19 protein-coding genes are annotated in these 26,053 nt (G+C 63.3%); 8 read left to right on the top strand and 11 right to left on the bottom strand.

All coding sequences use genetic code 11. The features are described from left to right. Positions 1 to 4 precede the first annotated feature (4 nt). The 9 genes from VMP31_RS07945 to glnE all read right to left on the bottom strand — a co-directional run bounded on the left by VMP31_RS07945 (position 5) and on the right by glnE (position 10,993). Entirely contained in the window at positions 5 to 1,477 is a 1,473-nt protein-coding gene (locus VMP31_RS07945; RefSeq protein ID WP_325505796.1) for a lipopolysaccharide kinase InaA family protein, read from the bottom strand. Continuing rightward, the gene (locus VMP31_RS07940; protein WP_325505794.1) at positions 1,477 to 2,220 is read right to left on the bottom strand and encodes a lipopolysaccharide kinase InaA family protein; all 744 of its coding nucleotides are present in this window, start codon (positions 2,218 to 2,220) and stop codon (positions 1,477 to 1,479) included. Before VMP31_RS07940 ends, VMP31_RS07945 begins: the two co-directional genes overlap by 1 nt. Continuing rightward, positions 2,217 to 2,954 (bottom strand): lipopolysaccharide kinase InaA family protein, encoded by a 738-nt coding sequence (locus VMP31_RS07935; protein WP_325505792.1) that lies wholly within the window; start codon positions 2,952 to 2,954, stop codon positions 2,217 to 2,219. The genes VMP31_RS07940 and VMP31_RS07935 overlap by 4 nt, the downstream gene beginning before the upstream one ends. Continuing rightward, complete coding sequence (gene rfaP, locus VMP31_RS07930; RefSeq protein ID WP_325505790.1) at positions 2,951 to 3,781, bottom strand: lipopolysaccharide core heptose(I) kinase RfaP; 831 nt, start codon at positions 3,779 to 3,781, stop codon at positions 2,951 to 2,953. The genes VMP31_RS07935 and rfaP overlap by 4 nt, the downstream gene beginning before the upstream one ends. After that, complete coding sequence (locus VMP31_RS07925; protein WP_325505788.1) at positions 3,778 to 4,899, bottom strand: glycosyltransferase family 4 protein; 1,122 nt, start codon at positions 4,897 to 4,899, stop codon at positions 3,778 to 3,780. Before VMP31_RS07925 ends, rfaP begins: the two co-directional genes overlap by 4 nt. After that, positions 4,899 to 5,900, bottom strand: coding sequence for a lipopolysaccharide heptosyltransferase I (waaC, locus tag VMP31_RS07920; RefSeq protein ID WP_325505787.1), 1,002 nt, complete (start codon positions 5,898 to 5,900; stop codon positions 4,899 to 4,901). The genes VMP31_RS07925 and waaC overlap by 1 nt, the downstream gene beginning before the upstream one ends. Then, on the bottom strand, positions 5,900 to 6,943 hold the full coding sequence (waaF, locus tag VMP31_RS07915; RefSeq protein WP_325505785.1) for a lipopolysaccharide heptosyltransferase II: 1,044 nt from the start codon (positions 6,941 to 6,943) through the stop codon (positions 5,900 to 5,902). The genes waaC and waaF overlap by 1 nt, the downstream gene beginning before the upstream one ends. A gap of 111 nt (positions 6,944 to 7,054) precedes the next feature. After that, complete coding sequence (gene ilvE, locus VMP31_RS07910; RefSeq protein WP_325505783.1) at positions 7,055 to 7,978, bottom strand: branched-chain-amino-acid transaminase; 924 nt, start codon at positions 7,976 to 7,978, stop codon at positions 7,055 to 7,057. Between the two features lie 69 nt (positions 7,979 to 8,047). After that, on the bottom strand, positions 8,048 to 10,993 hold the full coding sequence (glnE, locus tag VMP31_RS07905) for a bifunctional [glutamate--ammonia ligase]-adenylyl-L-tyrosine phosphorylase/[glutamate--ammonia-ligase] adenylyltransferase (protein ID WP_325505781.1): 2,946 nt from the start codon (positions 10,991 to 10,993) through the stop codon (positions 8,048 to 8,050). Positions 10,994 to 11,261: 268 nt separating this feature from the next. On the opposite strand from glnE, the gene aceE reads away from it, so the two are divergent. Both aceE and aceF read left to right on the top strand, forming a co-directional pair. Beyond that, entirely contained in the window at positions 11,262 to 13,907 is a 2,646-nt protein-coding gene (gene aceE, locus VMP31_RS07900) for a pyruvate dehydrogenase (acetyl-transferring), homodimeric type (protein ID WP_325505779.1), read from the top strand. Positions 13,908 to 13,918: 11 nt separating this feature from the next. Then, positions 13,919 to 15,592: a dihydrolipoyllysine-residue acetyltransferase gene (aceF, locus tag VMP31_RS07895; protein ID WP_325505777.1), complete on the top strand. Its 1,674-nt coding sequence runs from the start codon at positions 13,919 to 13,921 to the stop codon at positions 15,590 to 15,592. A gap of 114 nt (positions 15,593 to 15,706) precedes the next feature. Here the strand turns inward: aceF and VMP31_RS07890 are convergent, their stop codons facing one another. Next, complete coding sequence (locus VMP31_RS07890) at positions 15,707 to 16,237, bottom strand: hypothetical protein (protein ID WP_325505775.1); 531 nt, start codon at positions 16,235 to 16,237, stop codon at positions 15,707 to 15,709. 78 nt (positions 16,238 to 16,315) lie between these two features. Between VMP31_RS07890 and VMP31_RS07885 the strand changes: the two genes are divergently transcribed. The 4 genes from VMP31_RS07885 (at position 16,316) to VMP31_RS07870 (ending at position 21,583) form a co-directional block, all read left to right on the top strand. Continuing rightward, positions 16,316 to 18,949 carry a sensor domain-containing protein gene (locus VMP31_RS07885; protein ID WP_325505774.1) on the top strand — a complete coding sequence of 878 codons (2,634 nt, stop codon included), beginning with the start codon at positions 16,316 to 16,318 and terminating at the stop codon, positions 18,947 to 18,949. A 75-nt stretch (positions 18,950 to 19,024) separates the two neighbouring features. Further along, the gene (msrA, locus tag VMP31_RS07880; protein WP_325505772.1) at positions 19,025 to 19,672 is read left to right on the top strand and encodes a peptide-methionine (S)-S-oxide reductase MsrA; all 648 of its coding nucleotides are present in this window, start codon (positions 19,025 to 19,027) and stop codon (positions 19,670 to 19,672) included. A gap of 83 nt (positions 19,673 to 19,755) precedes the next feature. Next, positions 19,756 to 21,009, top strand: coding sequence for an HD-GYP domain-containing protein (locus VMP31_RS07875; protein ID WP_325505770.1), 1,254 nt, complete (start codon positions 19,756 to 19,758; stop codon positions 21,007 to 21,009). A gap of 97 nt (positions 21,010 to 21,106) precedes the next feature. Continuing rightward, a complete protein-coding gene (locus VMP31_RS07870) occupies positions 21,107 to 21,583 on the top strand; it encodes an NINE protein (RefSeq protein WP_325505768.1) in 477 nt (158 codons plus the stop codon). A gap of 57 nt (positions 21,584 to 21,640) precedes the next feature. Here the strand turns inward: VMP31_RS07870 and VMP31_RS07865 are convergent, their stop codons facing one another. Further along, complete coding sequence (locus VMP31_RS07865) at positions 21,641 to 22,489, bottom strand: 23S rRNA (adenine(2030)-N(6))-methyltransferase RlmJ (protein WP_325505766.1); 849 nt, start codon at positions 22,487 to 22,489, stop codon at positions 21,641 to 21,643. A 389-nt stretch (positions 22,490 to 22,878) separates the two neighbouring features. Between VMP31_RS07865 and VMP31_RS07860 the strand changes: the two genes are divergently transcribed. Beyond that, complete coding sequence (locus VMP31_RS07860; RefSeq protein WP_325505764.1) at positions 22,879 to 23,922, top strand: nitronate monooxygenase; 1,044 nt, start codon at positions 22,879 to 22,881, stop codon at positions 23,920 to 23,922. 197 nt (positions 23,923 to 24,119) lie between these two features. Further along, a complete protein-coding gene (locus VMP31_RS07855; RefSeq protein WP_325505762.1) occupies positions 24,120 to 25,925 on the top strand; it encodes an acyl-CoA dehydrogenase in 1,806 nt (601 codons plus the stop codon). Positions 25,926 to 26,053 lie beyond the last annotated feature (128 nt).

Raw genomic sequence — 26,053 nt, 5'->3', positions numbered from 1 at the left:
TCTTTTAGTCTGCTGAGCCGACGGCGGGCGTCAGCGGTATACGTTGGTCAAGCAGCTTGAACAGCTGTGAGTCAGCCGGCCAGTTGCGCAAAAAGCGTGCACGGTCGCGGGCATAGGCCCGGGCGAAACTGCGTGCGCTGCGGTGCTGCTGCATGGCATCGAGGTCGATCAACGACCAGCGGCCCTGGCCTTCATCCTGCGCGTTAATCCAAAGCAGGTTGCTCCCCTTGAAATCGCCGTGGCTGATGCGTTCGCGCAGCAAGGCGGCGAACAGGCGATCCAGCGCCAACAGGTCGGCTTCAGGGGGCGATCCGTCCCCATCTTTATCCAGATAGGGCTGAAAACGCGCGATTATATCCTGCCCGCCGCAGTATTCGGTAATCAGGTAGGCGCGCCCGCGCAACCAGCACCAGCGCCGTTCCAGCACGGCCAAGGGCTGCGGGGTGGCGATACCCAGCAATTGCAGGCGGTTGCCCTCGACCCAGCTGTGCCAGGCGCGGCTGGGCCGCCAGAAGCGTTTCAGCCAGTGGCCGAGGTTTTTCACGTTGTAGCGTTTGACCACCAGCTCACGCTCGCCCTGGCGAACCTGGGCAACCGTGGCGGAGCCGCCCAGCTTCAGGGCCCGCCCCTGGGCCAGCAGCGCATCGGCCTGATCCAGCAGCGGCGCGAGCTCATCGAGGGAGTCGCGGCGTATCACGCGCAAGCCAAACGCACCGATCCTTGCGTTGAACAGGCTGCAATCGCGGGCGATCTTGCGCATATAGTCACGCAGACGCCAGCGCCGCACCTTGGCCACCTCGGCCAGCAGCGCTTCCAGCGGCAACGCGTGCTCGCCATTGGCCAGCAGGTAATGCACCAGCAGCTCTTCGATAAAGGGCTGTACCTCGGCAGGCAGCTGGGCGAAGAACATGCCGAGGTTTTCCAGCACCCGCGCCCGTGACAGCGGCTTGCCGGCGACTTCGACCGACACCGCGCCGCCATCGATAATCGACACCTGGCCGGCATGGCGCAGCAGGTTGTCCAGATGCAGGTCGGCCTGCCACAGGCCCCTGGCGTGCATCTGTGCAATCGCGCTCAGGGCCTCGCCCAGCACCGCCTGCTGCGCCGCATCCAGGGGTGGCCGAGTGGCCACCGCCTGCCAGGCATCCCACAGGCTTTGCGCACCCTCAAGGTAGTCGAACAGCAACCAGCCGCCCTGCCCCGCCTGCCAGCCCTGCGCCAGCAGCGCCGGGGTGGGCAGGCCTTGTTCGGCGAGCAGGCGCGCGCCCTGCAGTTCACGCTGAAAATGCCGCTCGGCCTTGCCGCCGACCAGCAGCTTGGCCAGCACCGGACGACCGCGCCACTGGGCCAGGGCTACGTAGCGCTGATCGGGCAGCACCCGCAGCAGGCGCTGCAACTCCAGCACCTCGCCAGCCAGTTCGAGGCGCAACGGCAACGTCGGCGCGCGACCGGCCTGGGCCAGTTGGGCAAGTTTCATCAGCGCGTCTCCTTGTGCCGCCGGCGCGCGCCCAGCTGCTGCCACCAGCCTTCCAGATCGCCCGTAGCGCCCAGGTAGGCCAGCAACAGCTCGCGCACGTCGGCCTCGCTCCAGACGCTGGCCCGGCGCAGCAACGGCTCCAGATCCTTGATCCGGTCACGCCGCCCGAACAGCAGGGGACGGGTCTTTTCAAGGTCGATCAGCTGCGCGGAAAAATCCGCGCCGTCGGCCTTGAGGAAAATATGTTTGGGGTAGAAACAGCCGTGCATCTGCCCGGCAGCGTGCAGCTGCTGCGCCAGCTCGCCGCAGGCGCGCAGGATGGCCTGGCGAGTCGCTGCGGGGGTAGCACTCCAGCCCTGCAACCAGTATTCGAGGTCACGCCAGCCGTCCAGCGCGCGGGTCAGCAGAATGGCGCGGCGCTCGCCGGGCACGCGGCGCTCGGCGAAGAAGGCCGCCTGCAGCGCGGGAATGCCGAGCCGGCGATACGCCTGGATATTGCGAAATTCACGGGCAAAGGTCGGCTCGCCCCAAGGGTGCAGCAGGCTGCGGGTCAAGTGATTGCTCTGGCGCTTGAGGTAGAAGGCCGTACCGCCCAGTTCCAGACGATACACACTGCTCCAGCCGCCGCGTTCGGTATTGGGTTCATCGACCGCCTCCAGCTGCAAGGCCCACAGCGCCTCAAAACTGGCCAGCCCCTCACTTTCGAGAACGGCACGATCCGCGGCCGCGACAAAATCACTCATTCCCGCCCCTCAAAGAATTTGACGATGCCGCGCACCCGGCGCTTGTCCGCAGCACTCAAGCACTCACGACCACGGTACTGCAGGTAGAAACGCAGGCGCTGGGTACGGCTCAGGTGGTACTTGGCCACCTTGTCCAGGCAGGCCAGGTCCTTGACCATGCGATAGCGCAGCAACGGCCCCCACCAAAATGCCCCGGTCGGGCAATCGATCAGAAACAGCTCGGCCTGGTCGTTGACCAGCAGATTGCGCCACTTCAAATCGTTGTGGGTGAAGTGATGGTCATGCAGGGTGCGGGTGGCGTGGGCCAACTGCACACTGACCCGCGCGACCCAGTTCCGGTCGGCCAGACGCTCGTCCTTGCGCCGCGCCAGCAGCGCCAGATCCTCGGTGCGCGACAGCTCCCGGGTGATCAGCGCGCCACGCACAAAGGCACCGCCCTTGCGCTCCAGGCCGTAGGCCACGATGGGTGCGGTGGGAATGCCCCACTTGGCAAAATGCTTGAGGTTCTGCCACTCGGCCTTGACCCGTGGCCGGCCGATATAGCGGCGCAAGCCCTTGCCCGCGCCCCAGTAGCGCTTGACGTAATAGCACACGCCATCACGCTCGATACGCACCACCTCCGACAGCGGGTCGCGGGTCAGGCGCTGCCCTTCGAGGGCAAACACCCGCTGCAGGTCGGCCAGCTCATCGACCAGCTCCGGGGGACAGATATCGGTTACCCGCCACTCACTCATTGCCCGGCACCCGGCGCATATTTGCGAGCGTAACGCTCTAGCAGGCGCTGCGCCTTGCGCTCCAGCCAGGCCAGCAGCTGCGCCTCTTCACCCAGGATCTGCCGCAACGGCTGCTGGCCCTTCAGCGCAGCGAAATAGCCGCGCAGAAAGCGCAGCCTGTCGCGCCGGGTCAGACCGATATTCAGCACCGAGAAATACAGCGCGGCCAGGTCCTTGTTGCGCCAGCGCAGCGGCGTCGCGCTACGCACCTGGGCGCGGTGCAGGTCGATTACCGACAGGCGCAAATCGTCCGCAGTCACCGGCTTATCGGTGTGCAGGAGAAAGTGGCAGATATAGCAGTCACGATGATTGACCCCGGCGCGGTGCATGCTGCCGAGCATGCTCGCCACCTTGTCGATCAGCGCCCACTTCAGGCGCGGCTCGGGGGGCTCGTTCGCCCAGTTCAGGCTCAGCTGCTCGAGGTCGGTGGTCGGGGCCAGTTCCTCGGTGACGATAAAGGAATGCTGCGCCGCCGGATTGCTGCCGCGCTCGCCATAGGCCACCGCAGTCATGGTCGCCACCCCGGCCGTGGTCAGGCGCTCGATGGCCTGCCACTCCTGGCGCGCGCCGAGCACCGGCAACTTGGCGCTGAGCAGGTTCTTGGCGATCTCACCCCAGCCGATGCCGCGGTGAATCTTGACGAAATAACCGCGCCCGGCCACTTCCGTGCGCAGGGTACGGCGACCTTCCAGTTCGCGGTAAACCTGGCCCTGCAGGGCCTCGACCGCGACAAAGGGGTCCTTGCCGGCCCACAGGCTTTTAAAGGGTTCAGCCAGTACCAGCTTCATGGACGGGTCGCCAGGATGATGTCGGCCGCATGCTGCGGCATGGAATACAGATCGGCGCTGTCGGCGTAGGCCAGCCCGTTGCGCGACCAGAACGCCCGGCGCTGATCGTCGGCGAGCATATCGGCGAGCAAATGGTTGAGCCGCGCCTGCTCGAAGGGGCTGGGCAGCACCCGCCCGGCATCCGCATCGGCGATGTAATGGGCATAGCCGCAGACATCGCTGACCAGCACCGGCAGGCCGGCCACCAGGGCCTCGAGCAGCACAGTGCCGGTGTTTTCGTTATAGGCCGGGTGAATCAGCAGATCGGCCCCCAGCAGAAAACGCGGAATATCGCTGCGGCCCTTGAGAATCTCGACCTTATCGGCAATGCCGAGGGCCTTGGCCTGCAGCTTGAATGCCCGCGGGTCGTCCTGACCGATGGCGATCAGCCGGCTGCGCTGCCTGAGCTCCTGCGGCAGCGCCGCCAGAGCCTTGAGGCTGCGATCCAGGCCCTTGGTCTTGAACCCAGAGCCGATCTGCACCAGCAGCAGTTCGTTATCGGCCAGCTTGAACTCGGCACGAAACTCGGCGCGGATAGCCGCGGCATTGGCCGGCGCACGACGGTCCAGGGCGATGCCCGGCGGCAGCAGGTGAAAGCGCTGCAGCGGGGTGTGGTAATGCTTGATAAACAGCGGCTGCTGCACCTCGGAAATCATCAGGATTTCGGTCTTCGACTCGGGGGCGAACACCGCCCGCTCATAGTCGGCGAAATGCTTGTAGCGCCCCCACTGGCGGTAGAGGGGGTTGCGCAGGGTCTGCGCCTTGTCCTCGAAACAGCCGTCGGCGGCGTAGTAGACATCCAGCCCCGGCATCTTGTTGAAACCCACCACCCGGTCCACCGGGCGCTTGGCCAGATCAGCCTCGATCCAGGCGCTGAGTTTTTCGTTACGCTTGTGATTGAACAGCGCCTTGACCGGCACCACCACCACCTCGAAACCGGCGGGCACCTCGCCCTCCCAGATCGGCGTGTAGACGCGGATGGCATGGCCGCGCGCCTGGCATTCCAGGGCGATACGCATAAAGTCGCGCTGCAGGCCACCGAAGGGGAAGTATTTGTAGAGGATAAAAGCCAGTTGCATCAGACAGCGTCCTCGGCCAGCAACAGGGCCTGCAATTGCGTGGCGACGCGCTCGGCATCGAGGCCGTCGAAACAGGGTTTGTGTCGATCGCCCAGGCCGGCATCTGGCCCGCTGGCGCACAGGTGAATCTGCGAGCGGCCATAGGCACCAACGCGGCCCGGCAGGGTTGGGCCGTACAGGGAAATACTTGGCACATCCAGCGCAGCGGCCAGATGGCCCAGGCCAGTATCCACGGCCACACAGGCACTGGCCCCGGCGATTACCTTGGCCACGCCGGCAAGATTTAATTTGGGCAGTACTGCGGCGTTTTCAATGCCGGCAGCGATACGCTCGGCCCGCGCCTTCTCGGTTTCATTGCCCCAGGGCAGACGCACCGCCCAGCCCAGGGCGCTCATCTGCTCGGCCAGCGCCCGCCATTCGGCTTCCGGCCAATGCTTGCTTGGCCAGGTGGTGCCGTGCAGAAACAGCAGATAAGGCTGCGGAGCGGGATCGGCCAGTTGCGCGCGGTTCAGGCCGTAGTCGCCGACGCCGACCGGCAACGGGTAGCCCAGCGCCTGGGCGAATAACTGGCGGGTGCGCTCAAGGGCATGCTGCTCCTTAGGCACCGCGTAGGCACGGTTATAGAAGCGGCTGGCCAGCGGCTCGCGCGCCGAATCGCGGTCAAAACCTGCAATCGGTGCCTTGACGTAACGAGTCAGCCAGGCGCTTTTCAACAGGCCCTGGGCGTCGATCACCAAGTCGTACTGAGTTTCGCCAAGACGCTGCTTAAAGCGCTTCCACTCGCCATTCTTGAAGGTCTGCCAGAGGTGTTTGCGCCAGCGGCGGATCGCCACCGGGATCACCTGCGCCACGGCCGGATGCCAGGCGGGAATCTCGGCAAAGCCCTCCTCCACCACCCAGTCGAACTGGATATCCGGAATCGCCCGGGCGGCATCGGTGAGGGCCGGCAGGGTGTGGATCACATCGCCCAGCGAAGAGGTCTTGATCAGCAGTACCCGCATCAATCGACCTCGACCGGCTCGATCGGATCAGCCACCAGACGCTCCAACGCCTCGATCACCGGGCGCGGCTTGAGCTGGCGCAGGCAGTCGTAGTGGCCGTAGCGGCAGGTGCGCTCGAAACAGGGGCTGCATTCAATACCCAGGCGCACGATTTCCACCTGCTCGGCCAGCGGCGGGGTAAAGCCCGGCGAGGTGGAGCCGTAGACCGCCACCAGCGGCCGGTTCAGCGCCGCGGCCACATGCATCAGGCCGGAGTCGTTGGAGACCACGGCAGCGGCGCAGGACAGCAGGTCTATGGCTTCGGCCATGCTGGTTGCACCGGCCAGGTTGCTGGACTCTTCACGCAAGCCCGGAATCAGCCGTGAGCGGATATCCTCGCCGACGCCATGGTCGTTCTTCGAACCGAAAATCCACACCTGCCAGCCGGCGCGGATCTTCATTTCAGCGACCTTGGCGTAATGCTCGCTGGGCCAGCGTTTGGCCTCACCGAACTCGGCACCTGGACACAGCGCCAGCACCGGTCGATCCAGGCTCAGGCCGAACTTGGCCAGGGCCGCGGCGCGACTGGCTTCCTCTATCCGCAGACGCGGCCGCGGATAGGGCTGCGGCAGCTCGGCACCCGGCTCGAAGGCCAGGGCCATAAAGCGCTCGATCATCAACGGCAAGCGCTGTTTATCCAGCGTGCGCACATCGTTGAGCAGGCCATAGCGCATCTCGCCCTTCCAGCCGGTGCGCTGGGAGATACCGGCGAAAAACGGTACCAGGGCAGATTTGAGCGAGTTGGGCAGGAGAATCGCCTGACCGTACTGGCCCGCCAGGGATTTGCCGATCTTGCGTCGAGTGGCCAGTTGCAGCACGCCATGGCCGAGCGGAAAACTCAGGGCCTGACGCACCTCGGGCATGCGCTCGAGAATCGGCCGGCTCCAGTCCGGGGCCAGCACATCGATCTCGCACTCGGGATGACGCTGTTTGAGACACTGAAACAGCGTCTGCGCCATCACCATATCGCCCACCCAGCTGGGGCCTACGATCAGTATTTTCATGCGATTCCCAGAAACGACCAAGGAGGCTTTCGCCTCCCGGACAAACTTAACGCTCGACTATCAGCCTAGCCTGCAACGCCGGACAGAACCCATCCGGCAAACGCGAGCGGCTTATTTAACCAGGGTGCGCCACTCGGCGTGGGCATCGGTCTTACCTGTTACCAGGTCGAAATAGGCGGTTTGCAGTTTCTCGGTGATCGGGCCGCGGCGGCCTGCGCCGATCTGCCGGCCATCGACTTCACGGATCGGCGTGACTTCGGCGGCGGTACCGGTAAAGAAGGCTTCATCGGCGATATACACCTCATCGCGGGTGATGCGCTTCTCGACCACTTCCAGGCCATGTTCGGCTGCCAGGGTCAGAATAGTGTTGCGGGTGATGCCGTTGAGGCAGGAGGTCACTTCCGGGGTGTAGATCACACCGTTCTTGACCAGGAAGATGTTCTCGCCCGAACCTTCGGCCACATAGCCTTCCGGGTCCAGCAGCAGCGCTTCGTCGGCACCGCCGGAGATGGCTTCCTGCAGGGCCAGCATCGAGTTGATGTAGTTGCCGTTGGCTTTGGCCCGGGTCATCGAGATATTGACGTGGTGGCGGGTAAAGGAGCTGGTGCGCACCTTGATGCCAACCTGCAGGGCTTCGTCGCCCATATAGGCACCCCAGCTCCAGGCCGCAACGATCACCTGGGTTTTCAGGCCACTGGCGCGCAGGCCCATGGCTTCAGATCCGTAGAACACCATGGGGCGGATATAGGCGCTTTCCAGGTTGTTCTCACGCACGGCGGCGCGGGTGGCTTCGTTGATTTCGTCTTTGGAGAAGGGAATCTTCATGCCCATGATGTGGGCCGAATCGAACAGGCGGTCGGTGTGCGCCTCAAGGCGGAAGATCGCCGTGCCCTGCGGGGTGTTGTAGGCGCGCACGCCTTCGAATACACCCATGCCGTAGTGCAGGGTATGGGTCAGTACGTGGGTGGTCGCGTTGCGCCACGGCACCAGCTCGCCGTCATACCAGATCACGCCATCACGATCGGCCATCGACATAGTTGCCTGCTCCTCAAGTTCGATTGGTACAGCCTATGCCGGGCACCTAGCACGCCCGACAGGATCAATTCAGTTCAACCCCAGTTCCCGCCAGATGCGCATCACGCTGCGTCGTTCTTGCGCAAACTGATCGCCATTCACCACCCCGGGCTGCTTCTGCAGCGCCTGGCGATGGGCCGCCGAGCGGTAGGCCTTGTAAATATCCTGCAGCAACCGGGCATCTTCGCCCGGCAGCATGCCGACTCGCTCCAGCCCTTCCAGAATGCGGATGTTATCGGGGAATTCCAGCAGTTCCGGGTACTGATGCGACCAGGCCAGGGCCGCGTATTGCACCATAAATTCAATATCGACGATACCACCGGCGTCCTGCTTGAGATCGAACGGCACCGTGGCCTCGAAGGCATTCGCCGCAGTACCGGCGGCAGTGGCCCTGCTACCGAGGTTGTCGCGCATCTTGCTGCGCATCTCGCTGACCTCGGTGCGCAACTTGTCCAGATCGCGCTCGCGGCCCAGCACTTGGGCGCGTACGGCCTCGAAGGCCTTGCCCACCCGCGGGCAGCCGACCAGCACTCGGGCGCGCACCAGGGCCTGGTGTTCCCAGGTCCAGGCTTCGTTTTCCTGGTAACGCTGGAATCCGCCGAGGGAGCTGACCAGCAGCCCCGCCGCACCCGAGGGACGCAGACGCATATCCACTTCGTAGAGCTGGCCGGAGTTGGTCTGGGTGGTCAGCAGGTGAATGATGCGTTGGCCCAGACGATTGAAGAACTGCGCACCGTCGATGGATTTTTCACCATCGGTTTCCGCCTGCGGGTCGCCGTCGTGGATAAACACCAGATCGAGGTCCGAGCCGTGACCCAGCTCGATACCGCCAACCTTGCCGTAACCGACGATGATGAAATCCGGGTCGCAGACGCTGCCGTCGGCCCGGCGTGGCGCGCCGTATTTACTCACCGTATGCCGCCAGGCCAGGGCCAGTACCTGATCAAGGATCGCCTCGGCCAGCCAGGTCAGGTAGTCGCTGACCTTCATCAGCGGCAGCGTGCCAGCAATTTCCGAGGCAGCCACCCGCAGGCGGTGGGCCAGTTTGAAATGGCGCAGCGCCTCCATCTGCTGCTCCAGATCTTCCTCGGGAATGCGCATCAGCCGCTCACGCAACTCGGCGGCCAGCTCGGGAGCCAACGGCGGCTTGAACAGCCGGCCTTCGTTAAGCAACTCGTCGAGCAATAAAGGAAAGCGGGTGATCTGCTCGGCGATCCACGGGCTGGCGGCGCACAAGGTCAACAGGCGTTGCAGGGCACCGGGGTTTTCCGTGAGCAAAACCAGATAGGCCGAACGCCGCGCCACCGCCTCTACCAGCGGTAGCACTCGCTCCAGCACCAGGTCCGGGTTGGCGTGTTCCACCGCCTGGGCCAGCAGGCGCGGAACGAAGGCGTCCAGGCGCTCACGACCGAGGCGCTGCATGGCGCGCACCTGATTGCCATTGCGCAGCCCCGCCAGACGCTGCCAGGCTGCCTGGGCATTGGCGAAGCCGGCCTCAGCCAACTGGCGGCAGGCGGCGGCTTCGTCCTGCACATCGTCCCACAGCGGCAGCCATTCGCCGCCCACGGACTCATCCTCGGCGATTTCGGCGTCTTCATCGGGGTCGGCGATCACCTGGCGGAAATGCCAATCGACACGCCCCCGCCAGTGCATTAGGCGCTCGTGAAACGCCGGCCAACTGTCGAAGCCCATGATAAAGGCCACCCGCGCACGGTCCTGATCGTTGTCCGGGAGCATCTGCGTCTGCCGGTCGTCGATAGCCTGCAGGGCATGTTCGGCGTAACGCAGAAAGGCATAGCCATCGCGCAGTTCGTCGGTCACCGCCGCCGGCAGGTAGCCCTGGTCGCGCAGGGTGTCGAGCACGGCGAACAGAGAACGCTGCTGCAGGCTGAGGTCGCGGCCGCCATGGATCAGCTGGAAGGCCTGGGCGATAAACTCCACCTCGCGAATGCCGCCGGCACCCAGCTTGATGTTCTCGCTCATGCCCTTGCGCCGCACCTCCTGCTGGATCAGCTGCTTCATCCCGCGCAGCGCCTCGATCGCGGAAAAATCCAGATAGCGCCGGTAGACGAAGGGCCGCAGCATCTCCAGCAACTGCGCGCCGGCAGCCTGATCCCCACCGACCACCCGCGCCTTGATCATCGCGTAGCGTTCCCAGTCGCGGCCCTGATCCTGGTAGTACTGCTCCAGGGCGTTGAAGCTGAACACCAGCGAACCGGACGAACCATAAGGGCGCAGGCGCATATCGGTACGGAAGACGAAACCGTCGACGGTGATCACGTCCAGCGCCTTGATCAGGCGCTGGCCGAGACGGATAAAAAATTCCTGATTATCCAGCGAACGCTTGACCCCTTCGGTCTCGCCGCCTTCGGGGTAGCCGAAGATCAGGTCGATGTCCGAAGACAGATTGAGCTCATGGGCACCCAGCTTGCCCATGCCGAGAACCACCATATGTTGCGGCTCGCCGCTGCGCCGGCCGATGGGCGTGCCGAACTGCGCGCAATGCTTGGGATAGAGCCAGTGATAGGCAAGGTCGATGCAGATATCGGCCATTTCCGAGAGGTCGCGACAGGTCTCGATCAGATCGGCCTGACGACTGAGATCGCGCCAGATGATGCGCAGCTGCTGACGGTTGCGAAAGCGCCGCAAGCGTCGCCCAAGCTCATCTTCATCGCCACACTCGGCCAGCCGCTCTGCCAGCTGCGCGCGCATTTCGCCGGTCTGCAGCGGCCGTTCCAGCTCGCCGCAGGCGGCCAGTTCAAGAAGCATCTGCGGGTCGCGCAGACCTTGCTGCACCACGAAATCGCTGGCCGCCCCGACCCGCCGCAACAGCGCCCGACGCTCGGCCGGCCAGGCGGCAAACTGCGCAGGGGCCTCGCTCGCCAGGGCGTCGATGGCCTGCTGCACGGATTGCTCGGCACGCAGCGCCAGGGGTTCAAGTACGGCAGGTAAAGAGGCCAACACGGGCAGGCTCATGGTCTATCCTTTTTGGCGAGCTGACAGTGAACCGCACAATCCGCCGAACACCTTGCGCTAGAGCGGGGCGGGTTACTGTCAGCAAAAATAATTGTAGTTTTACTACCGAAGGTTGTATCCAAAAGGCTGAAATCGGCGTCGGAATGTAGTAAAACTACACGCAGCCGGTCCTACCCCCGGTCAATCCAAGAATTCACGCGGCCACTCACGAAGTCGGCCGCGAAACCTGGCCTCCGATTCTGGAAGCCTTTCCGCCCTGGAGCAAGCCATGCAAGACCTCGATCCCGTCGAAACCCAGGAATGGCTGGACGCCCTTGAGTCCGTCCTCGAACACGAGGGTGAAGACCGCGCGCACTATCTGATGACCCGTATGGGCGAGCTGGCCACCCGCAGTGGCTCGCAGCTGCCCTATGCGATCACCACGCCATACCGCAACACCATTCCGCTGACCCACGAAGCACGCATGCCTGGCGACCTGTTTATGGAACGCCGCATTCGCTCGCTGGTGCGCTGGAATGCGCTGGCCATGGTAATGCGCACCAACCTGAAAGATTCAGACTTGGGCGGTCATATCTCCAGCTTCGCCTCCTCGGCGACGCTGTACGACATCGGCTTCAACTACTTCTTCCAGGCTCCCACCGAGGAGCACGGCGGCGACCTGATCTTCTTCCAGGGCCACGCATCGCCCGGCGTTTACGCCCGCGCCTTTATGGAAGGCCGCATCACCGAAGAGCAGATGAACAACTTCCGCCAGGAAGTCGATGGCCAAGGCCTGTCGTCCTACCCGCACCCCTGGCTGATGCCGGACTTCTGGCAGTTCCCCACCGTATCCATGGGTCTGGGGCCGATTCAAGCGATCTACCAGGCACGTTTTATGAAGTACCTGGAAGCGCGCGGCTTTATCCCGGCCGGCAAGCAGAAGGTCTGGTGCTTTATGGGCGACGGCGAGTGCGACGAGCCGGAATCCCTCGGCGCGATCTCCCTGGCTGGCCGCGAGAAGCTGGACAACCTGATCTTCGTCATCAACTGCAACCTGCAGCGCCTCGACGGCCCGGTACGCGGCAACGGCAAGATCATTCAGGAACTCGAAGGCGTGTTCCGTGGCGGTGGCTGGAACGTCAACAAAGTGGTCTGGGGCCGTTTCTGGGACCCACTGCTGGCCAAGGACGTCGACGGCATCCTGCAGCGTCGCATGGACGAAGTGATCGACGGCGAATACCAGAACTACAAGGCCAAGGACGGCGCGTTCGTCCGTGAGCACTTCTTCAACTCGCCTGAACTCAAGGCGATGGTGGCCGATCTGTCCGACGACGAGATCTGGAAGCTCAACCGCGGCGGCCACGACCCGTACAAGATGTATGCGGCCTACCACCAGGCGGTCAATCACAAAGAGCAGCCGACCGTGATCCTGGCCAAGACCGTCAAGGGTTATGGCACCGGTGCCGGTGAAGCGAAGAACACCGCGCACAACACCAAGAAGGTCGATGTCGACAGCCTCAAGCTGTTCCGCGACCGCTTCGACATCCCGGTCAAGGACGACGAGCTGGAAAGTCTGCCGTTCCTCAAGCCGGAGCCCGGCAGCGCCGAAGCCCGCTACCTGAGTGAACGCCGCGCCGCCCTCGGCGGTTTCGTGCCGCAGCGCCGGGCCAAAAGCTTCAGCATCCCGACCCCGCCGCTGGAGACCCTCAAGGCCATCCTCGACGGCTCGGGCGACCGCGAAATCTCCACCACCATGGCCTTCGTGCGCATCCTCGCGCAGCTGGTCAAGGACAAGGACATCGGCTCGCGCATCGTCCCGATCATCCCGGACGAAGCCCGTACCTTCGGTATGGAAGGCATGTTCCGCCAGCTCGGCATCTACTCCTCGGTCGGCCAGCTCTACGAGCCGGTGGATAAAGACCAGGTGATGTTCTACCGCGAGGACAAGAAGGGTCAGATCCTCGAGGAAGGCATCAACGAAGCCGGTGCCATGAGCTCGTTTATCGCTGCCGGTACGTCGTACTCCAGCCACAACCAGCCGATGCTGCCGTTCTACATCTTCTATTCGATGTTCGGCTTCCAGCGTATTGGTGACCTGGCCTGGGCCGCCGGCGACAGCCGCACCCGTGGTTTCCTGATCGGCGGCACCGCCGGACGCACCACGCTGAACGGCGAAGGCCTGCAGCACGAGGACGGCCACAGCCACATGCTGGCAGCGACCATCCCCAACTGCCGCACCTATGATCCAACCTACGGCTACGAGCTGGCGGTGATCATCCAGGACGGCATGAAGAAGATGACCGAGCAGCAACAGGACGTCTTCTACTACATCACCGTGATGAACGAGTCCTACCAACAGCCGGCCATGCCGGCCGGTGTCGAGGAAGGCATCATCAAGGGCATGTACCTGCTCGAAGAAGACAAGAAGGAAGCCGCGCACCACGTGCAGCTCCTCGGCAGCGGCACCATCCTGCGCGAAGTGCGCGAGGCGGCGAAGATTCTGCGCGACGAGTACAACATCGCGGCCGACGTGTGGAGCGTGACCAGCTTCAACGAGCTGCGCCGCGACGGCCTGGCCGTTGAGCGCAACAACCGCCTGCACCCGGAGCAGAAGCCCAAGCAGACCTATGTGGAAGAATGCCTGAGCGGCCGTCAGGGCCCGGTTATCGCCAGCACCGATTATATGAAGCTGTTCGCTGAACAGATTCGCCAGTGGGTACCGAGCAAGGAATTCAAGGTACTGGGCACCGACGGCTTCGGCCGCAGCGACAGCCGCAAGAAGCTGCGCCACTTCTTCGAAGTGGACCGCAACTGGGTGGTTCTGGCTGCTCTGGAAGCCCTCGCCGACCGTGGTGATATCGAACCTAAAGTGGTGGCCGAAGCCATCGCCAAGTTCGGCATCAACCCGGAAAAACCCAATCCACTGGACTGCTAAGGAGCGAAACGATGAGTGAATTGATTCGCGTACCCGACATCGGTGGCGGTGAGGGTGAAGTAATCGAACTGATGGTCAAGGTCGGTGATCGCATCGAAGCCGATCAGAGCGTGCTGACCCTAGAATCAGACAAGGCCAGTATGGAAATTCCCGCGCCGAAAGCCGGCGTGGTGAAAAGCCTGAAAGTGAAGCTGGGCGACCGCCTGAAAGAAGGCGACGAACTGCTCGAGCTGGAAGTCGAAGGCGCTGCCCAAGCACCAGCAGCCCCCGCTGCGGCACCTACCGAAGCGCCTCAAGCCGCTGCAGCACCCGCAGCGGCCGCCGCACCTGCGCCAGCCGCGCCGGCCAGCAGCAGCGTGCAAGATATCCATGTGCCGGATATTGGCTCGGACAGCAAAGCCAAGGTCATCGAAATACTGGTCAAGGTCGGCGATTCGGTCGAAGTCGACCAGTCGCTGATCACCCTGGAGTCGGACAAGGCCAGCATGGAAATCCCCTCGCCGGCTGCCGGCGTGGTGGAAAGCATCAGCGTCAAACTGGAAGACGAAGTCGGCACCGGCGACTTTATCCTCAAGCTGAAAGTCGCTGGAGCAGCAGCTCCAGCTGCCGCACCAGCACCGGCCGCTGCACCCGCCGTTGCACACGCTAGCGATGTGCATAAGGTACCGGCCGGCGCTCATCCGGCGGTCGCCGCCGAAGTCAGCGCCATTGCCTCCCTGGCTGCCGCTGCGGCCAAGGTTGCAGACGCCCCGGCTCGCGCCAGCGGTAGCAAGGTGCATGCAGGCCCGGCGGTACGTCTGCTGGCTCGCGAGTTCGGCGTCGAGCTGGATGCTGTGCCTGGCACCGGGCCGAAAGGCCGCGTACTCAAGGAAGACGTGCAGGTTTACGTCAAAGCCATGATGCAGAAGGCCAAGGCTGCACCGGAAGCCGGTGGCGCAACCGGCGGTGCCGGTATCCCGCCGATCCCGGTGGTGGACTTCAGCAAGTTCGGTGAAATCGAAGAAGTGGCGATGACCCGCCTGATGCAGGTCGGTGCCAACAACCTGCATCGCAGCTGGCTCAACGTGCCACACGTGACCCAGTTCGACTCGGCCGATATCACCGAGCTGGAAGCCTTCCGCGTGGCGCAGAAAGCCGTGGCGGAAAAGGCCGGAGTCAAACTCACCGTGCTGCCGCTGCTGCTCAAGGCCTGCGCCTTCCTACTCAAGGAACTGCCGGACTTCAACAGCTCGCTGGCACCGAGCGGCAAGGCAATTATCCGCAAGAAATACGTGCACATCGGCTTTGCCGTGGACACCCCGGATGGCCTGCTGGTACCGGTGATCAAGAACGTCGATCAGAAGAGCCTGCTACAGCTCGCCGCCGAAGCCGCCGTACTGGCGGAAAAAGCGCGCAGCAAAAAGCTGTCGGCGGACGATATGCAGGGTGCCTGCTTCACCATCTCCAGCCTCGGCCATATTGGCGGCACCGGCTTTACGCCGATCGTCAACGCGCCGGAAGTGGCGATTCTCGGTGTAAGCAAGGCAACCATCCAGCCGGTCTGGGATGGCAAGGCGTTCCAGCCCAAGCTGATGCTGCCGCTGTCGCTGTCCTACGACCACAGGGTGATCAACGGTGCCGCCGCCGCGCGCTTTACCAAGCGCCTGAGCGACGTGCTGGCGGACATCCGCACCATGCTGCTGTAACGCATCAATTTTCGAGCAGCCACGCTCGTTATCCTCGACCCCGCCGCTTGGCGGGGTTTTTTTTAGGTTTTGTACCCGTTAGATATCGCATGCACTGGCCTGAGGTAGCACAACCTAGCCCTTCTGCAGATTACGAATCAGAAAGCTCAAGGCCTTGGCCAATTCGGCCGCGCCCTTGTGATCGCGCACGATACTCAGCAGCGGGCTGCCGTCCTGGGGATTGTGCAGCACACAGCGGATGCCGCTGGCCGGGCAGTCGTAGCGTACATAGGGATCGACGCCGAACAAGACAATGCGCTGGTTGCGCACCGCGACATCGGTGCCGCTCTCGCTGCGTACTTCCTCGCGCAGCAGCAACTCGCCGGGGCCCGTCACACTCAGCTGGTACAAACGATCCTGACGCTGCGCCTGGCCGACCTGGTAGGCAGCGCGCAGGGCATAGGTTTTCAGCAGGTCATTGCTATGGGCGAGCAGTGCCTGACGCTCATTCTGAGTCAGATACAGACGCTTCAATTCGGCCAGGTAGTTGCTCTGCTCGGCGCTGCTCAAACCGCCACTGGGCTCGCCGGCAAATACCGGAGAGACCGCCACACAACCACCGAGCAATACTGCGCAGATTAGTTTTCTTGTCAGTCGCAATTGCATGATGCACCCTTAGCCGACGCTGTAAGTGAAGGGGGTCGGACCCTCGCCTCGCTCAGCATACTGGAAGCCCGCCACTGAATGAAAAGCCATCCAGATGTCGCAAGTCGTTTAGCGGCCGAGGTTGTGACACAGTTGCCAGTGCCATCGCGCCTCGGCATGCTGCGTTTCGAGCGCTTGAATGAAGCCAGCTGGACACTGCTATATCTCGACCCCGCCTGCGAGCAGCAACTGGGCCTGCCCGCCCAGCAACTCTGCACCCTGCTCGACTCGCCCTACGCCAGCCTGATGGAACCTGCGGCGCGCCATCAGTTGCACGACACCATCGCCCAGCAACTTGCCAGCCAGAACCACTACAGCGTGCAGTACAAGCTGCACAGCCCCAATGGCACCCTGACCCTGCTGGAGCAGGGCGAAGCCTTCAAGCAGCATGGGCGGCATCTGCTGCGCGGCTACCTGCTGGTACTCAGCCCGGGTCAGGAGAAGGCACCCGCACACCCGTCCGGCGACGAGCAAGCACAAACCGAGCAGCAAAAACGCCGCTCCCAGGCCAAACAGAATCTGATCGTGCGCCTGGCCCGCCATCACTACGGCGACGACCCATTGCGCGAGGCCGCCGAGCTGATCAGCAAGAGCGCCTGCGATGCCTATGGCGTGGCCCGCGCCGGCATCTGGCACCTCGACGGCCAGCTATTGCAGCCCATGGCCTTGTACCAGAGAGACCCGGGCGACTATGTCGAACAACCGACCATCGATGCCAGCCCCTACCCCGACTACCTGAGCGCCCTGCACAGCGGGCGCGTGCTGGATGCCCACGACGCCGCACACGACCCGCGCACCCGCGAGCTGAACGACGACTATCTGCAGCCGCTGACGATCACCGCCATGCTCGACGCCAGTATCCGCGTCGACGGCGAAGTGGTCGCCGTGCTGTGCCTGGAACACACCGGTTCGCGGCGCAGCTGGCAGCCCGACGAAATCGCCTTTATCGGCGAGCTGGCCGACCAGTACGCCCAGGCCCTGAGCAACCAGCAACGGCGCACGGCCACCAGCTCTCTGTACCTGTTCCAGCGCGCTGTCGAACAGAGTTCCAGCGCCTTTATCCTGCTCGACCGCGACGGTCTGGTGGAGTACGTCAACCCCAGTTTTACCGCCATCACCCTGTATAGCAGCGCCGAGGTGCAGGGCCGCCGGTTGTCGGAGATGCCCGCTCTGGAGAACCTCGGCGAGCTGCTGTTCGATGCCCGTTCTGGTCTGGCCGAACACAACAGCTGGCAGGGCGAGTTCAAGAGTCGGCGCAAGAACCTCGACCCCTACTGGGGCCACCTGTCGTTGTCCAAGGTGTATGCCGATGACGGCCAACTGACCCACTACATCGGCATCTACGAAGACATCACCGAGAGCAAGCTGGCGCAGCAGCATATCGAGCGCCTGGCCTTTCGCGACAACCTTACCGGCCTGGGCAATCGCTACGCCTTTATCCGCGAGCTGGAACGCCACTTTGCCGAGGGTTCGAGCAAGCCGGTCAGCCTGCTGCTGGTGGATATCGACAATTTCAAACGGATCAACGACAGCCTGGGTCACCAGACCGGCGACAAGCTCCTGGTCAGCCTGGCCCGCCGCCTGCGCAACAGCCTGGCAGCCGGTAGCGTGCTGGCGCGCTTTGCCAGCAACGAGTTCGCCATACTGCTCGAAGCCGGCAATGCCGACAGCCGACTGATCGCCCAGCGCCTGCTCAATACCCTGGACAAACCCCTGTTCGTTGACAACCAGCTGATCAGCATCACCGGCTCCATCGGCCTGGCCTGCGCCCCCGAGCACGGCGACGACCCGCAAACCCTGACCAAGCACTGCGGCCTAGCGCTGCACAAGGCCAAGGCCAACGGCAAGAACCAGCTGCAGCTGTTTACCGAAGAACTGAATGCCGAGGCCCACTACAAGCTGTTCGTCGAGAACAACCTGCGTCGCGCGCTGATGCAGAACGAGCTGGAAGTCTTCTACCAGCCCAAGCTGTGCCTCAAGAGCGGTCAACTGCTGGGTATGGAAGCGTTGCTGCGCTGGAACCACCCGGAAAAAGGCATGATCGGCCCGGACAGGTTTATCAGCGTGGCGGAAGAAACCGGCATGATCATCCCCATCGGCAAATGGGTGGTGCGTCAGGCCTGCCGCATGAGCAAGCAGCTCGGCGCAATCGGCCTGGGCAACCTGCAGATGGCCATCAACCTGTCGCCCAAACAGTTCTCCGACCCCGATCTGGTGGGCGAAATCGCCGCCATCCTGCATGAGGAACAGCTCGACCCCACGCTGCTCGAGCTGGAGCTGACCGAGAGCCTGCTGCTGGAAGCCACCGACGACACCCGCCACCAGCTTAGCCGCCTGAAGAGCCTGGGCCTGACCCTGGCCATGGACGACTTCGGCACCGGCTATTCGTCGCTCAGCTATCTGAAGAAATTCCCCATCGACGTGATCAAGATCGACCGCAGCTTTATCAAGGACATCCCGGACAACCAGGACGATATGGAAATCACCTCGGCGGTGATCGCCATGGCCCACAACCTCAACCTCAAGGTGGTGGCCGAAGGCGTCGAGACCACAGCCCAACTGGGCTTCCTGCGCCGCCAGCGCTGCGATATCGGCCAGGGCTACCTGTTCGACCGGCCAATTGCCGGCCGTGAGCTGCTGGAGCGGCTCAAGCGCTATCAGATCCGGCGCTAGACTCCCCCTGAAATCTGTAACACCGCGGCCGTGACGCGGTCTATGACACACATGCTTCTGCTGAGGAAATGGCTCATGGTTCTGCGCTCGCAAATTCTCGCCCATAAACTCGAACTACCCAGCGCCGAACAGGCACTGCCCGGCCGCGATACGCCCCTGGCGGTGCCGGACGCCCATTACGTCAACGGCAACCCGCTACAAGGACCATTCCCCGCCGGCCTGCAACAAGCGGTATTCGCCCTGGGCTGCTTCTGGGGAGCCGAGCGGCGCTTCTGGCAGCAGCCGGGCGTGTGGACCACCGCGGTCGGCTATGCCGGCGGCCATACGCCGAATCCAACTTATGAAGAAGCCTGTTCCGGCCTGACCGGCCACACTGAAGCGGTGCTGGTGGTGTTCGACCCGCAGCTCACCCGCTTCGAAGCGCTGCTCAAGGTGTTCTGGGAAGCCCACAATCCGACCCAGGGCATGCGCCAAGGCAACGATATCGGCAGCCAGTACCGTTCGGCGATCTACTGCCACGGCCCGGCCCAGCTCAACGCCGCCCTGGCCAGCCAGGCGCAGTTCCAGGACGAGCTGGAAAAGGCCGGCTTTGGCCCCATCACCACGGAAATCCGCGAGGCCCCGCCCTTCTATTACGCCGAGGCCTATCACCAGCAATACCTGGCGAAAAACCCCAGCGGCTATTGCGGCCTGGGCGGCACGGGGGTGTGCCTGCCGGCCTGACCCGGCGAGTATCGAAAGATGGCTGCCGGCTCACGGGCAAACCGTTAGACTGCAAGCCAATAGCCATCATTGCCGATACCCGCATGCCTGCAGCCTCCTCCTATATAGCCCCCGATCAACTCTGTGTCGGCCTGTATATTCAGCTCGAACTGGCTTGGTGGGAGCACAACTTTGCCTTCAGCAACTTCAAGATAAAGGATGAAGGGCAGATCAAGGCATTGCGCGCCCTGGGCCTCGAGCGTCTGCGCTATGACCCGGCGCGCAGCGATTGCCCGCCGCTGGACGCCAGCCCGGCCCCCCTTGCGGCCGAGCCCTTAACCGCGCCGAGGCCCAGCCCGGCGGAACAGGCCAGTCAGGCCCGCGCGGAAAAGCTCAAGGTATTGCGCAAACGCCTGGCCGAGGTGGACCGCAAGTTCGTCCAGGCCAGCCAGCAGGTCAAGACGCTTAACCAGACCCTGCGCAGCCGCCCGGAAGACGCCATCAAACAGGCCGGCGAGATTGTCGGCGCGATGGTCGAGACCCTGCTCGGCGGCAGCGGCGTGGTGCTGCACAGCATCAACAGCAAGGCCGCCGAAGACAGCTACCTGCATTCACTGAACGTCACGGTGCTGGCGCTGATGCTTGGCCGTCAGCTCGGCCTGGACAGTGAGGACTGCCATATCCTCGGTCTGGGCGCGCTGCTGCACGATATCGGCAAGCTGGAAGTGCCGAGCAAGGTGCTGCTGAAAAGCGAGCCGCTGACCCGTCCGGAACAGCAACTGCTGCAACTGCACTGCGAGTTCGGCCTGCGCATGGGCCAGAAGCTGATGCTCGACGACGAGGTGCTGCGCATCATCAACGAGCACCACGAGTACTGCGACGGCAGCGGTTACCCGCGCCAGCTGCGCGAGGCCGCCATTGGCCGGCTAAGCCGCCTGGTGTGCATCGCCAACCAATTCGACAACCTGTGCAACCCGCTCAACCCGCGCGATGGCCTGAGCCCCCATGAAGCTTTGGCGCTGATGTTCAAGCAACAGAGCGCGCGCTTCGATGCGGTGGCGCTCAAGGCCTTTATCCGGGTGATGGGCGTCTACCCACCCGGCGGTCTGGTGCAGCTGGACGACCAGCGCTACGGCCTGGTGCTCGGCATAAACCCCAGCCAGCCACTGAAACCGACGCTGATTGTCTACGACGCTGCCGTACCCAAAAGCGAGGCACTGATAATCGATCTGGCGCAGGAACCACGCCTGAGCATCGCCGCCAGCCTGCGCCCGGCGCAGCTACCGCGCGAAGCGCTGGAATACCTTAATCCGCGTCAGCAGCTGAGTTATTTTGTCGAGCCTGGCGAGAGCCGCTAGCCCCATCACTGAAACAGGTGGCTCCAACCCGCCCTTATTGGCGATATCAAATAGCCTTGATAGAGTGCGCGCCCACACAAAATGGATGCCCTCAATCATGGATGCCCAGCCCTACCAAGCCCCTCAGGCCGACTTGACCATTGCCAGCGTCTTTTGCCGCCAGTGCGGCAGCAAGATAGCCGCCGATGCCAACCAATGCCCGAGCTGTCTAGCCAGCCAAGACCTCAACCCCAAAAGCAGAATCACCGCTGGCGTGCTGGCGCTTTTTTTGGGTGGTCTCGGTATTCACCGTTTCTATCTAGGGCAATGGTGGGGGGTGGTCTATTTGCTGTTCTGGGGAACAGGGATTCCTTCTGTCGTTTCCCTGATTGAGAGCATCGTGTTTTTCTGCAGCAGCGAGAGCAACTGGCAGCGCAAGTATGGCAACGTCAAAGGCGGCTCTAGCGCGGTGATGGCGGTAGTCTTCGTGTTTATATTCGTTGCCGTGATCGGCATCCTGGCGGCCATCGCCATTCCCCAATACCAGCACTATGTGGAACGCGCCAAGCAGTTGCAGCTTGAGCGGCAACGTTAACGACGATGCACCATAAGTGATGCGACGGGTATCGCTTGGCGATACCCGCCCTATCAGCTAGCCAGCCGGCTTTTCCTCAATCAACCAATCCATGCGCCAACCGCCTTGGCTCTGCCCGAGCAGTTGGGACAGCCACGGCAGGATCTGCTTGAGTTCATCCTCCAGCCCCCATGGCGGATTGCTGATTACCAGGCCGGAGCCGTTCAGCCGCGCGGCTTCATCGGTGGAGTGCACGTAGAGCTCCACACGCAGCAGCTTGGGTGCCTTGCTCTTCTGTAAGTCACTATAGAAACGGCGCAGCTGACGCAGATCCTTGATCGGGTACCAGATCGCCACCACCGCCTGGCGCATGCGGCCGATGGCTTCGCTGAGGGACTGGGCGCAGCGCTCCATCTCATCCACCTGCTCGAATGGCGGATCAATCAACAGCAGCGCGCGCTTCTCACGGGTTGGCAGCAAGGCACGCGGTACGTGCCAGCCCTCGCCCAGGTGCACCGCGACGCGGCGGTCACCGCGCATGTTTTCCTTGAGCAGGCGACCGTCTTCCGGGTGTTTCTCGTTCAAGTGCAGGCAATCCTGCTCGCGCGTCAGCAGGCGCGCCAGCTCTGGCGAGCCCGGGTAATGACGCAACTCGCCATAGGGGTTCATCGCGCGGATCACTTCCAGATAATCCAGCAGCGGGTCCGGCACATCCGTGGCCTGCCACAACCGGGCGATACCTTCCAGCCACTCGCCGGTACGGCTGGCCTGGTCGCCGCGCAGGTCATACAGACCGATGCCAGCATGGCTGTCGAGGTAGGCGAACGGTGCCTCCTTGCGCGACAACAGGGCAATCAGACGGCTCAAGACATAGTGTTTCAGCACATCGGCATGGTTGCCGGCATGAAAGGCGTGGCGGTAGTTCATCGGGGCGGGCTCCTGTGGCCGGGCAGTTTAACAGGGCCACAGGGCGGCGGCATTTGCCATGCGCCAGATGGATCAGTACGGTGGCCGTTGATTCGTCTGGCCAGCAGGCCGTTGAAAAACGTAGGCGAGGCAGGTAAGGCAATACCGATGGCGGCCCCACAAAAACGGCCGAAACGTAGCGCAGCGGAGTAACAGCCGCAGGCTGACCCGAAGGGCGAACATAGTGAGTCAAAAGCGGAGTTTACGTGTTGTAAATGAGCATTTGATTCGCTTCGCTCACCCCTTCGTGGCCGCGCTAAAGCGCGTTCAGCCTTACGGCTGTGAGGCCGTTTTTAACGCAGGATTACCAACGCAGGTAGTTTTTCAACAGCCTGCTAGGGAGAACCGTCATGTCACTGCAAACCCTACTGGGCATCGAGCTGCCCCTGATTCAGGCACCGATGGCCGGCGTGCAGCTGCATGGCTTGGCCGCTGCTGTATCGAATGCCGGCGCGCTGGGTTCGTTGCCCTGCGCCATGCTCGACGCGGCCGGGTTGCGCAAGGAGCTGCAGGCGCTGAGCGAGAAAACCAGCAAGCCCTATAACCTGAACTTTTTCTGTCATACCCCGCCAGCCGCCGATGCTGCCCGCGAAGCAACCTGGCGCGAGGCACTAAGCCCTTACTACGCCGAGCTCGGCATCGACCCGGCAACTATCGCCAGCGGCCCCGGGCGCCTGCCATTCAGTGCCGAAATGGCCGACCTGCTTGATGAGTTCCGTCCGGCGGTGGTGAGTTTTCACTTCGGCCTGCCCTCGGCCGAGCTGCTGGCGCGGGTCAAGGGCTGCGGAGCCAAGGTGCTGAGTTCGGCAACCTCCGTGGAGGAAGCCCTGTGGCTGCAAGCCAACGGTGCGGACGCGATCATCGCCCAAGGCCTGGAAGCGGGCGGCCATCGCGGCATGTTCCTGAGCGATGAGTTGAGCAGCCAGCTCGGCACCTTTGCTCTGTTGCCGCAGATCGTCCAGGCCGTGCGCCTGCCGGTAATCGCCGCCGGCGGTATTGCCGATGCTACCGGGGTGCGCGCGGCCATGTCCCTCGGCGCGGCCGGGGTGCAGATCGGCACCGCCTACCTGTGCTGCAATGAGGCCAGCACCAGCGCCCTCCACCGCGCCGCCCTGCACAGCCCGGCCGCGCAGCACACGGCCCTGACCAATCTGTTTAGCGGCCGGCCGGCGCGGGGTATCGTCAATCGGCTGATGCGTGAGCTGGGCCCACTTAGCCCACTGGCACCGGCCTTTCCCCTGGCGACTGCAGCCATTGCGCCGCTGCGCAGCCTGGCGGAAAGCCAGGGCAGCGGCGACTTCTCGCCGCTCTGGGCCGGGCAGAATGTCAGCGGTTGCAAGAGCGTCGGCGCTGCCGAACTGACCCGCGAGCTGGCTCAGGGTTTTATCCAATAAGTACAACCTTTGCTGCGTAACCTCGTAGGGTGGATGACGTCTTTTTCATCCACCATCGCGATCTGGTGGATGGATAAAGCGTCATCCACCCTACTCGACCGCCCCTGCCCAACGCCCCGTTATCACGCTTATTGATAGTGCTGGGAGCGGCGCACGCGGCTGCTTAGACTCGAGGCATCGCAACCGGAGGTACACCCATGTCCGAGTCCCTGCTCAGTTCCCGCAACCTGGCCTTCGAGCTCTACGAAGTGCTGGACGCCGAAGGCCTGACCCAGCGCGAGCGCTTTGCCGAGCACAGCCGCGAAACCTTTGACGCGGCCATCGACACTGCGCGCAGCATCGCGGAAAACCTGTTTGCCCCGCACAACCGCAAGAATGACGAGCACGAGCCGGAGTATGTCGACGGCGCAGCGGTGCTGATCCCCGAGGTCAAACCGGCGGTGGACGCCTTCCTCGAAGCCGGCTTCCTCAACGCCACCCGCGAGTTCGATGTCGGCGGTATGCAGCTGCCCAACCTGCTCTCGCAGGCGTGCTTCGCCCACTTCCAGTCGGCCAACGCGGCGACCACCTCCTACCCGTTCCTGACCATGGGCGCGGCCAACCTGATCGAGACTTTCGGCAGTGATGAGCAGAAACAGCGCTTTCTGCAGCCGATGATCGACGGGCGTTTTTTCGGCACCATGGCCTTGACCGAGCCGCATGCTGGCTCATCACTGTCGGATATCCGCACCCGCGCCGAACCGGCAGACGACGGCACCTACCGGCTCAAGGGCAACAAGATCTTTATCTCCGGTGGCGACCATCCGCTGTCGGAAAACATCGTGCATATGGTCTTGGCCAAACTGCCGGACGCCCCCGCCGGGGTAAAAGGCATCAGCCTGTTTATCGTGCCCAAATTTCTGGTTAACGATGACGGCAGCCTGGGCAAGCGCAACGACGTGGTCCTGGCCGGGCTGTTCCACAAGATGGGCTGGCGCGGCACCACCTCTACCGCCTTGAACTTCGGCGATAACGGCGACTGCGTCGGCTATCTGGTGGGCAAGCCGCACCAGGGTCTGGCCTATATGTTCCAGATGATGAACGAAGCGCGCATCGGCGTCGGCATGGGCGCGGTGATGCTCGGCTACGCCGGCTACCTGTACTCGCTCGACTACGCCCGCCAGCGCCCGCAAGGCCGCCTGCCGGATGGCAAGGACCCGACCTCCAGCCAGGTGGCGATCATCGAGCACGCCGATGTGCGGCGCATGCTGCTGACCCAGAAAGCCTATGTAGAAGGCGCTTTCGATCTCGGCCTGTACGCCGCGCGGCTGTTCGACGACACCCAGACTTTGGCGACTGAAGACGAGCGCCGTATCGCCCTGGAACTGCTCGATCTGCTCACCCCGATCGTCAAATCCTGGCCATCGGAGTTCTGCCTCAAGGCCAACGAGCTGGCGATCCAGATTCTCGGCGGCCACGGCTATACCCGCGATTACCCGGTGGAGCAGTACTACCGCGATAACCGCCTCAACCCGATCCACGAAGGCACCCACGGCATCCAGTCCCTCGACCTGCTCGGGCGTAAGGTCTCGATGAATGGCGGCGCGGCGCTCAAGCAGCTGCTCAAGCTGATCCACGGCACCTGCCAGCGCGCCGAAACCCATACCTCGCTGACCGCCCTGCGCCAGCCGCTGGAGCAACTGCTGGCGCGCCTGCAAACGGTGACCCTGGCGCTGCTGGGCGATTTGATGAGCGGCAAGGTCAACCAGGGCCTGGCCAACTCGGCGCTGTACCTGAAAGTGTTTGGCCACACCGTGATCGGCTGGCGCTGGCTGGAACAGGCGATCCGTGCTGAAGAAGGCCTCGCTCGACTCAATAACGCCGCCGATGCCGACTTCTACCAGGGCAAGTTGCAGGCCGCACGCTACTTCCTCACCTGGGAAGTGCCGGGCTGCCATCACGACCTGGCCATCCTCGAAGCCCGCGACGATACCTGTCTAAGCATGCAGGACGCCTGGTTCTAAGAACCTGCTTACGATCAGCTGCGCGTCGGCCCTGCTGCGTTAAAAACAGGCTCGGAATGCTCATGTACAGAAGTACACTCCGCTTCCTCGCCTGTTTTTGCCTTGCATGGCTCTAGCTCGCAAGATCG

The sequence above is a fragment of the Pseudomonas sp. genome, assembly GCF_035512415.1.
In the GTDB taxonomy this organism is placed as follows: Bacteria; Pseudomonadota; Gammaproteobacteria; order Pseudomonadales; family Pseudomonadaceae; genus Aquipseudomonas.
Note: the sequence above shows the minus strand (reverse complement) of the source record. Positions and strands in the feature narration are given on the sequence as shown.

What these genes read in the sequence shown, in the direction of transcription:
- waaF (WP_325505785.1), bottom strand. Translation starts at nt 6,943, where the DNA reads ATGAAAATACTGATCGTAGGCCCCAGCTGGGTGGGCGATATGGTGATG.
- VMP31_RS07945 (WP_325505796.1), bottom strand. Translation starts at nt 1,477, where the DNA reads ATGAAACTTGCCCAACTGGCCCAGGCCGGTCGCGCGCCGACGTTGCCG.
- waaC (WP_325505787.1), bottom strand. Translation starts at nt 5,900, where the DNA reads ATGCGGGTACTGCTGATCAAGACCTCTTCGCTGGGCGATGTGATCCAC.
- rfaP (WP_325505790.1), bottom strand. Translation starts at nt 3,781, where the DNA reads ATGAAGCTGGTACTGGCTGAACCCTTTAAAAGCCTGTGGGCCGGCAAG.
- VMP31_RS07940 (WP_325505794.1), bottom strand. Translation starts at nt 2,220, where the DNA reads ATGAGTGATTTTGTCGCGGCCGCGGATCGTGCCGTTCTCGAAAGTGAG.
- VMP31_RS07890 (WP_325505775.1), bottom strand. Translation starts at nt 16,237, where the DNA reads ATGCAATTGCGACTGACAAGAAAACTAATCTGCGCAGTATTGCTCGGT.
- VMP31_RS07875 (WP_325505770.1), top strand. Translation starts at nt 19,756, where the DNA reads ATGCCTGCAGCCTCCTCCTATATAGCCCCCGATCAACTCTGTGTCGGC.
- VMP31_RS07870 (WP_325505768.1), top strand. Translation starts at nt 21,107, where the DNA reads ATGGATGCCCAGCCCTACCAAGCCCCTCAGGCCGACTTGACCATTGCC.
- VMP31_RS07860 (WP_325505764.1), top strand. Translation starts at nt 22,879, where the DNA reads ATGTCACTGCAAACCCTACTGGGCATCGAGCTGCCCCTGATTCAGGCA.
- VMP31_RS07935 (WP_325505792.1), bottom strand. Translation starts at nt 2,954, where the DNA reads ATGAGTGAGTGGCGGGTAACCGATATCTGTCCCCCGGAGCTGGTCGAT.
- glnE (WP_325505781.1), bottom strand. Translation starts at nt 10,993, where the DNA reads ATGAGCCTGCCCGTGTTGGCCTCTTTACCTGCCGTACTTGAACCCCTG.
- aceE (WP_325505779.1), top strand. Translation starts at nt 11,262, where the DNA reads ATGCAAGACCTCGATCCCGTCGAAACCCAGGAATGGCTGGACGCCCTT.
- VMP31_RS07855 (WP_325505762.1), top strand. Translation starts at nt 24,120, where the DNA reads ATGTCCGAGTCCCTGCTCAGTTCCCGCAACCTGGCCTTCGAGCTCTAC.
- VMP31_RS07885 (WP_325505774.1), top strand. Translation starts at nt 16,316, where the DNA reads ATGAAAAGCCATCCAGATGTCGCAAGTCGTTTAGCGGCCGAGGTTGTG.
- aceF (WP_325505777.1), top strand. Translation starts at nt 13,919, where the DNA reads ATGAGTGAATTGATTCGCGTACCCGACATCGGTGGCGGTGAGGGTGAA.
- VMP31_RS07925 (WP_325505788.1), bottom strand. Translation starts at nt 4,899, where the DNA reads ATGCAACTGGCTTTTATCCTCTACAAATACTTCCCCTTCGGTGGCCTG.
- VMP31_RS07865 (WP_325505766.1), bottom strand. Translation starts at nt 22,489, where the DNA reads ATGAACTACCGCCACGCCTTTCATGCCGGCAACCATGCCGATGTGCTG.
- msrA (WP_325505772.1), top strand. Translation starts at nt 19,025, where the DNA reads ATGGTTCTGCGCTCGCAAATTCTCGCCCATAAACTCGAACTACCCAGC.
- ilvE (WP_325505783.1), bottom strand. Translation starts at nt 7,978, where the DNA reads ATGTCGATGGCCGATCGTGATGGCGTGATCTGGTATGACGGCGAGCTG.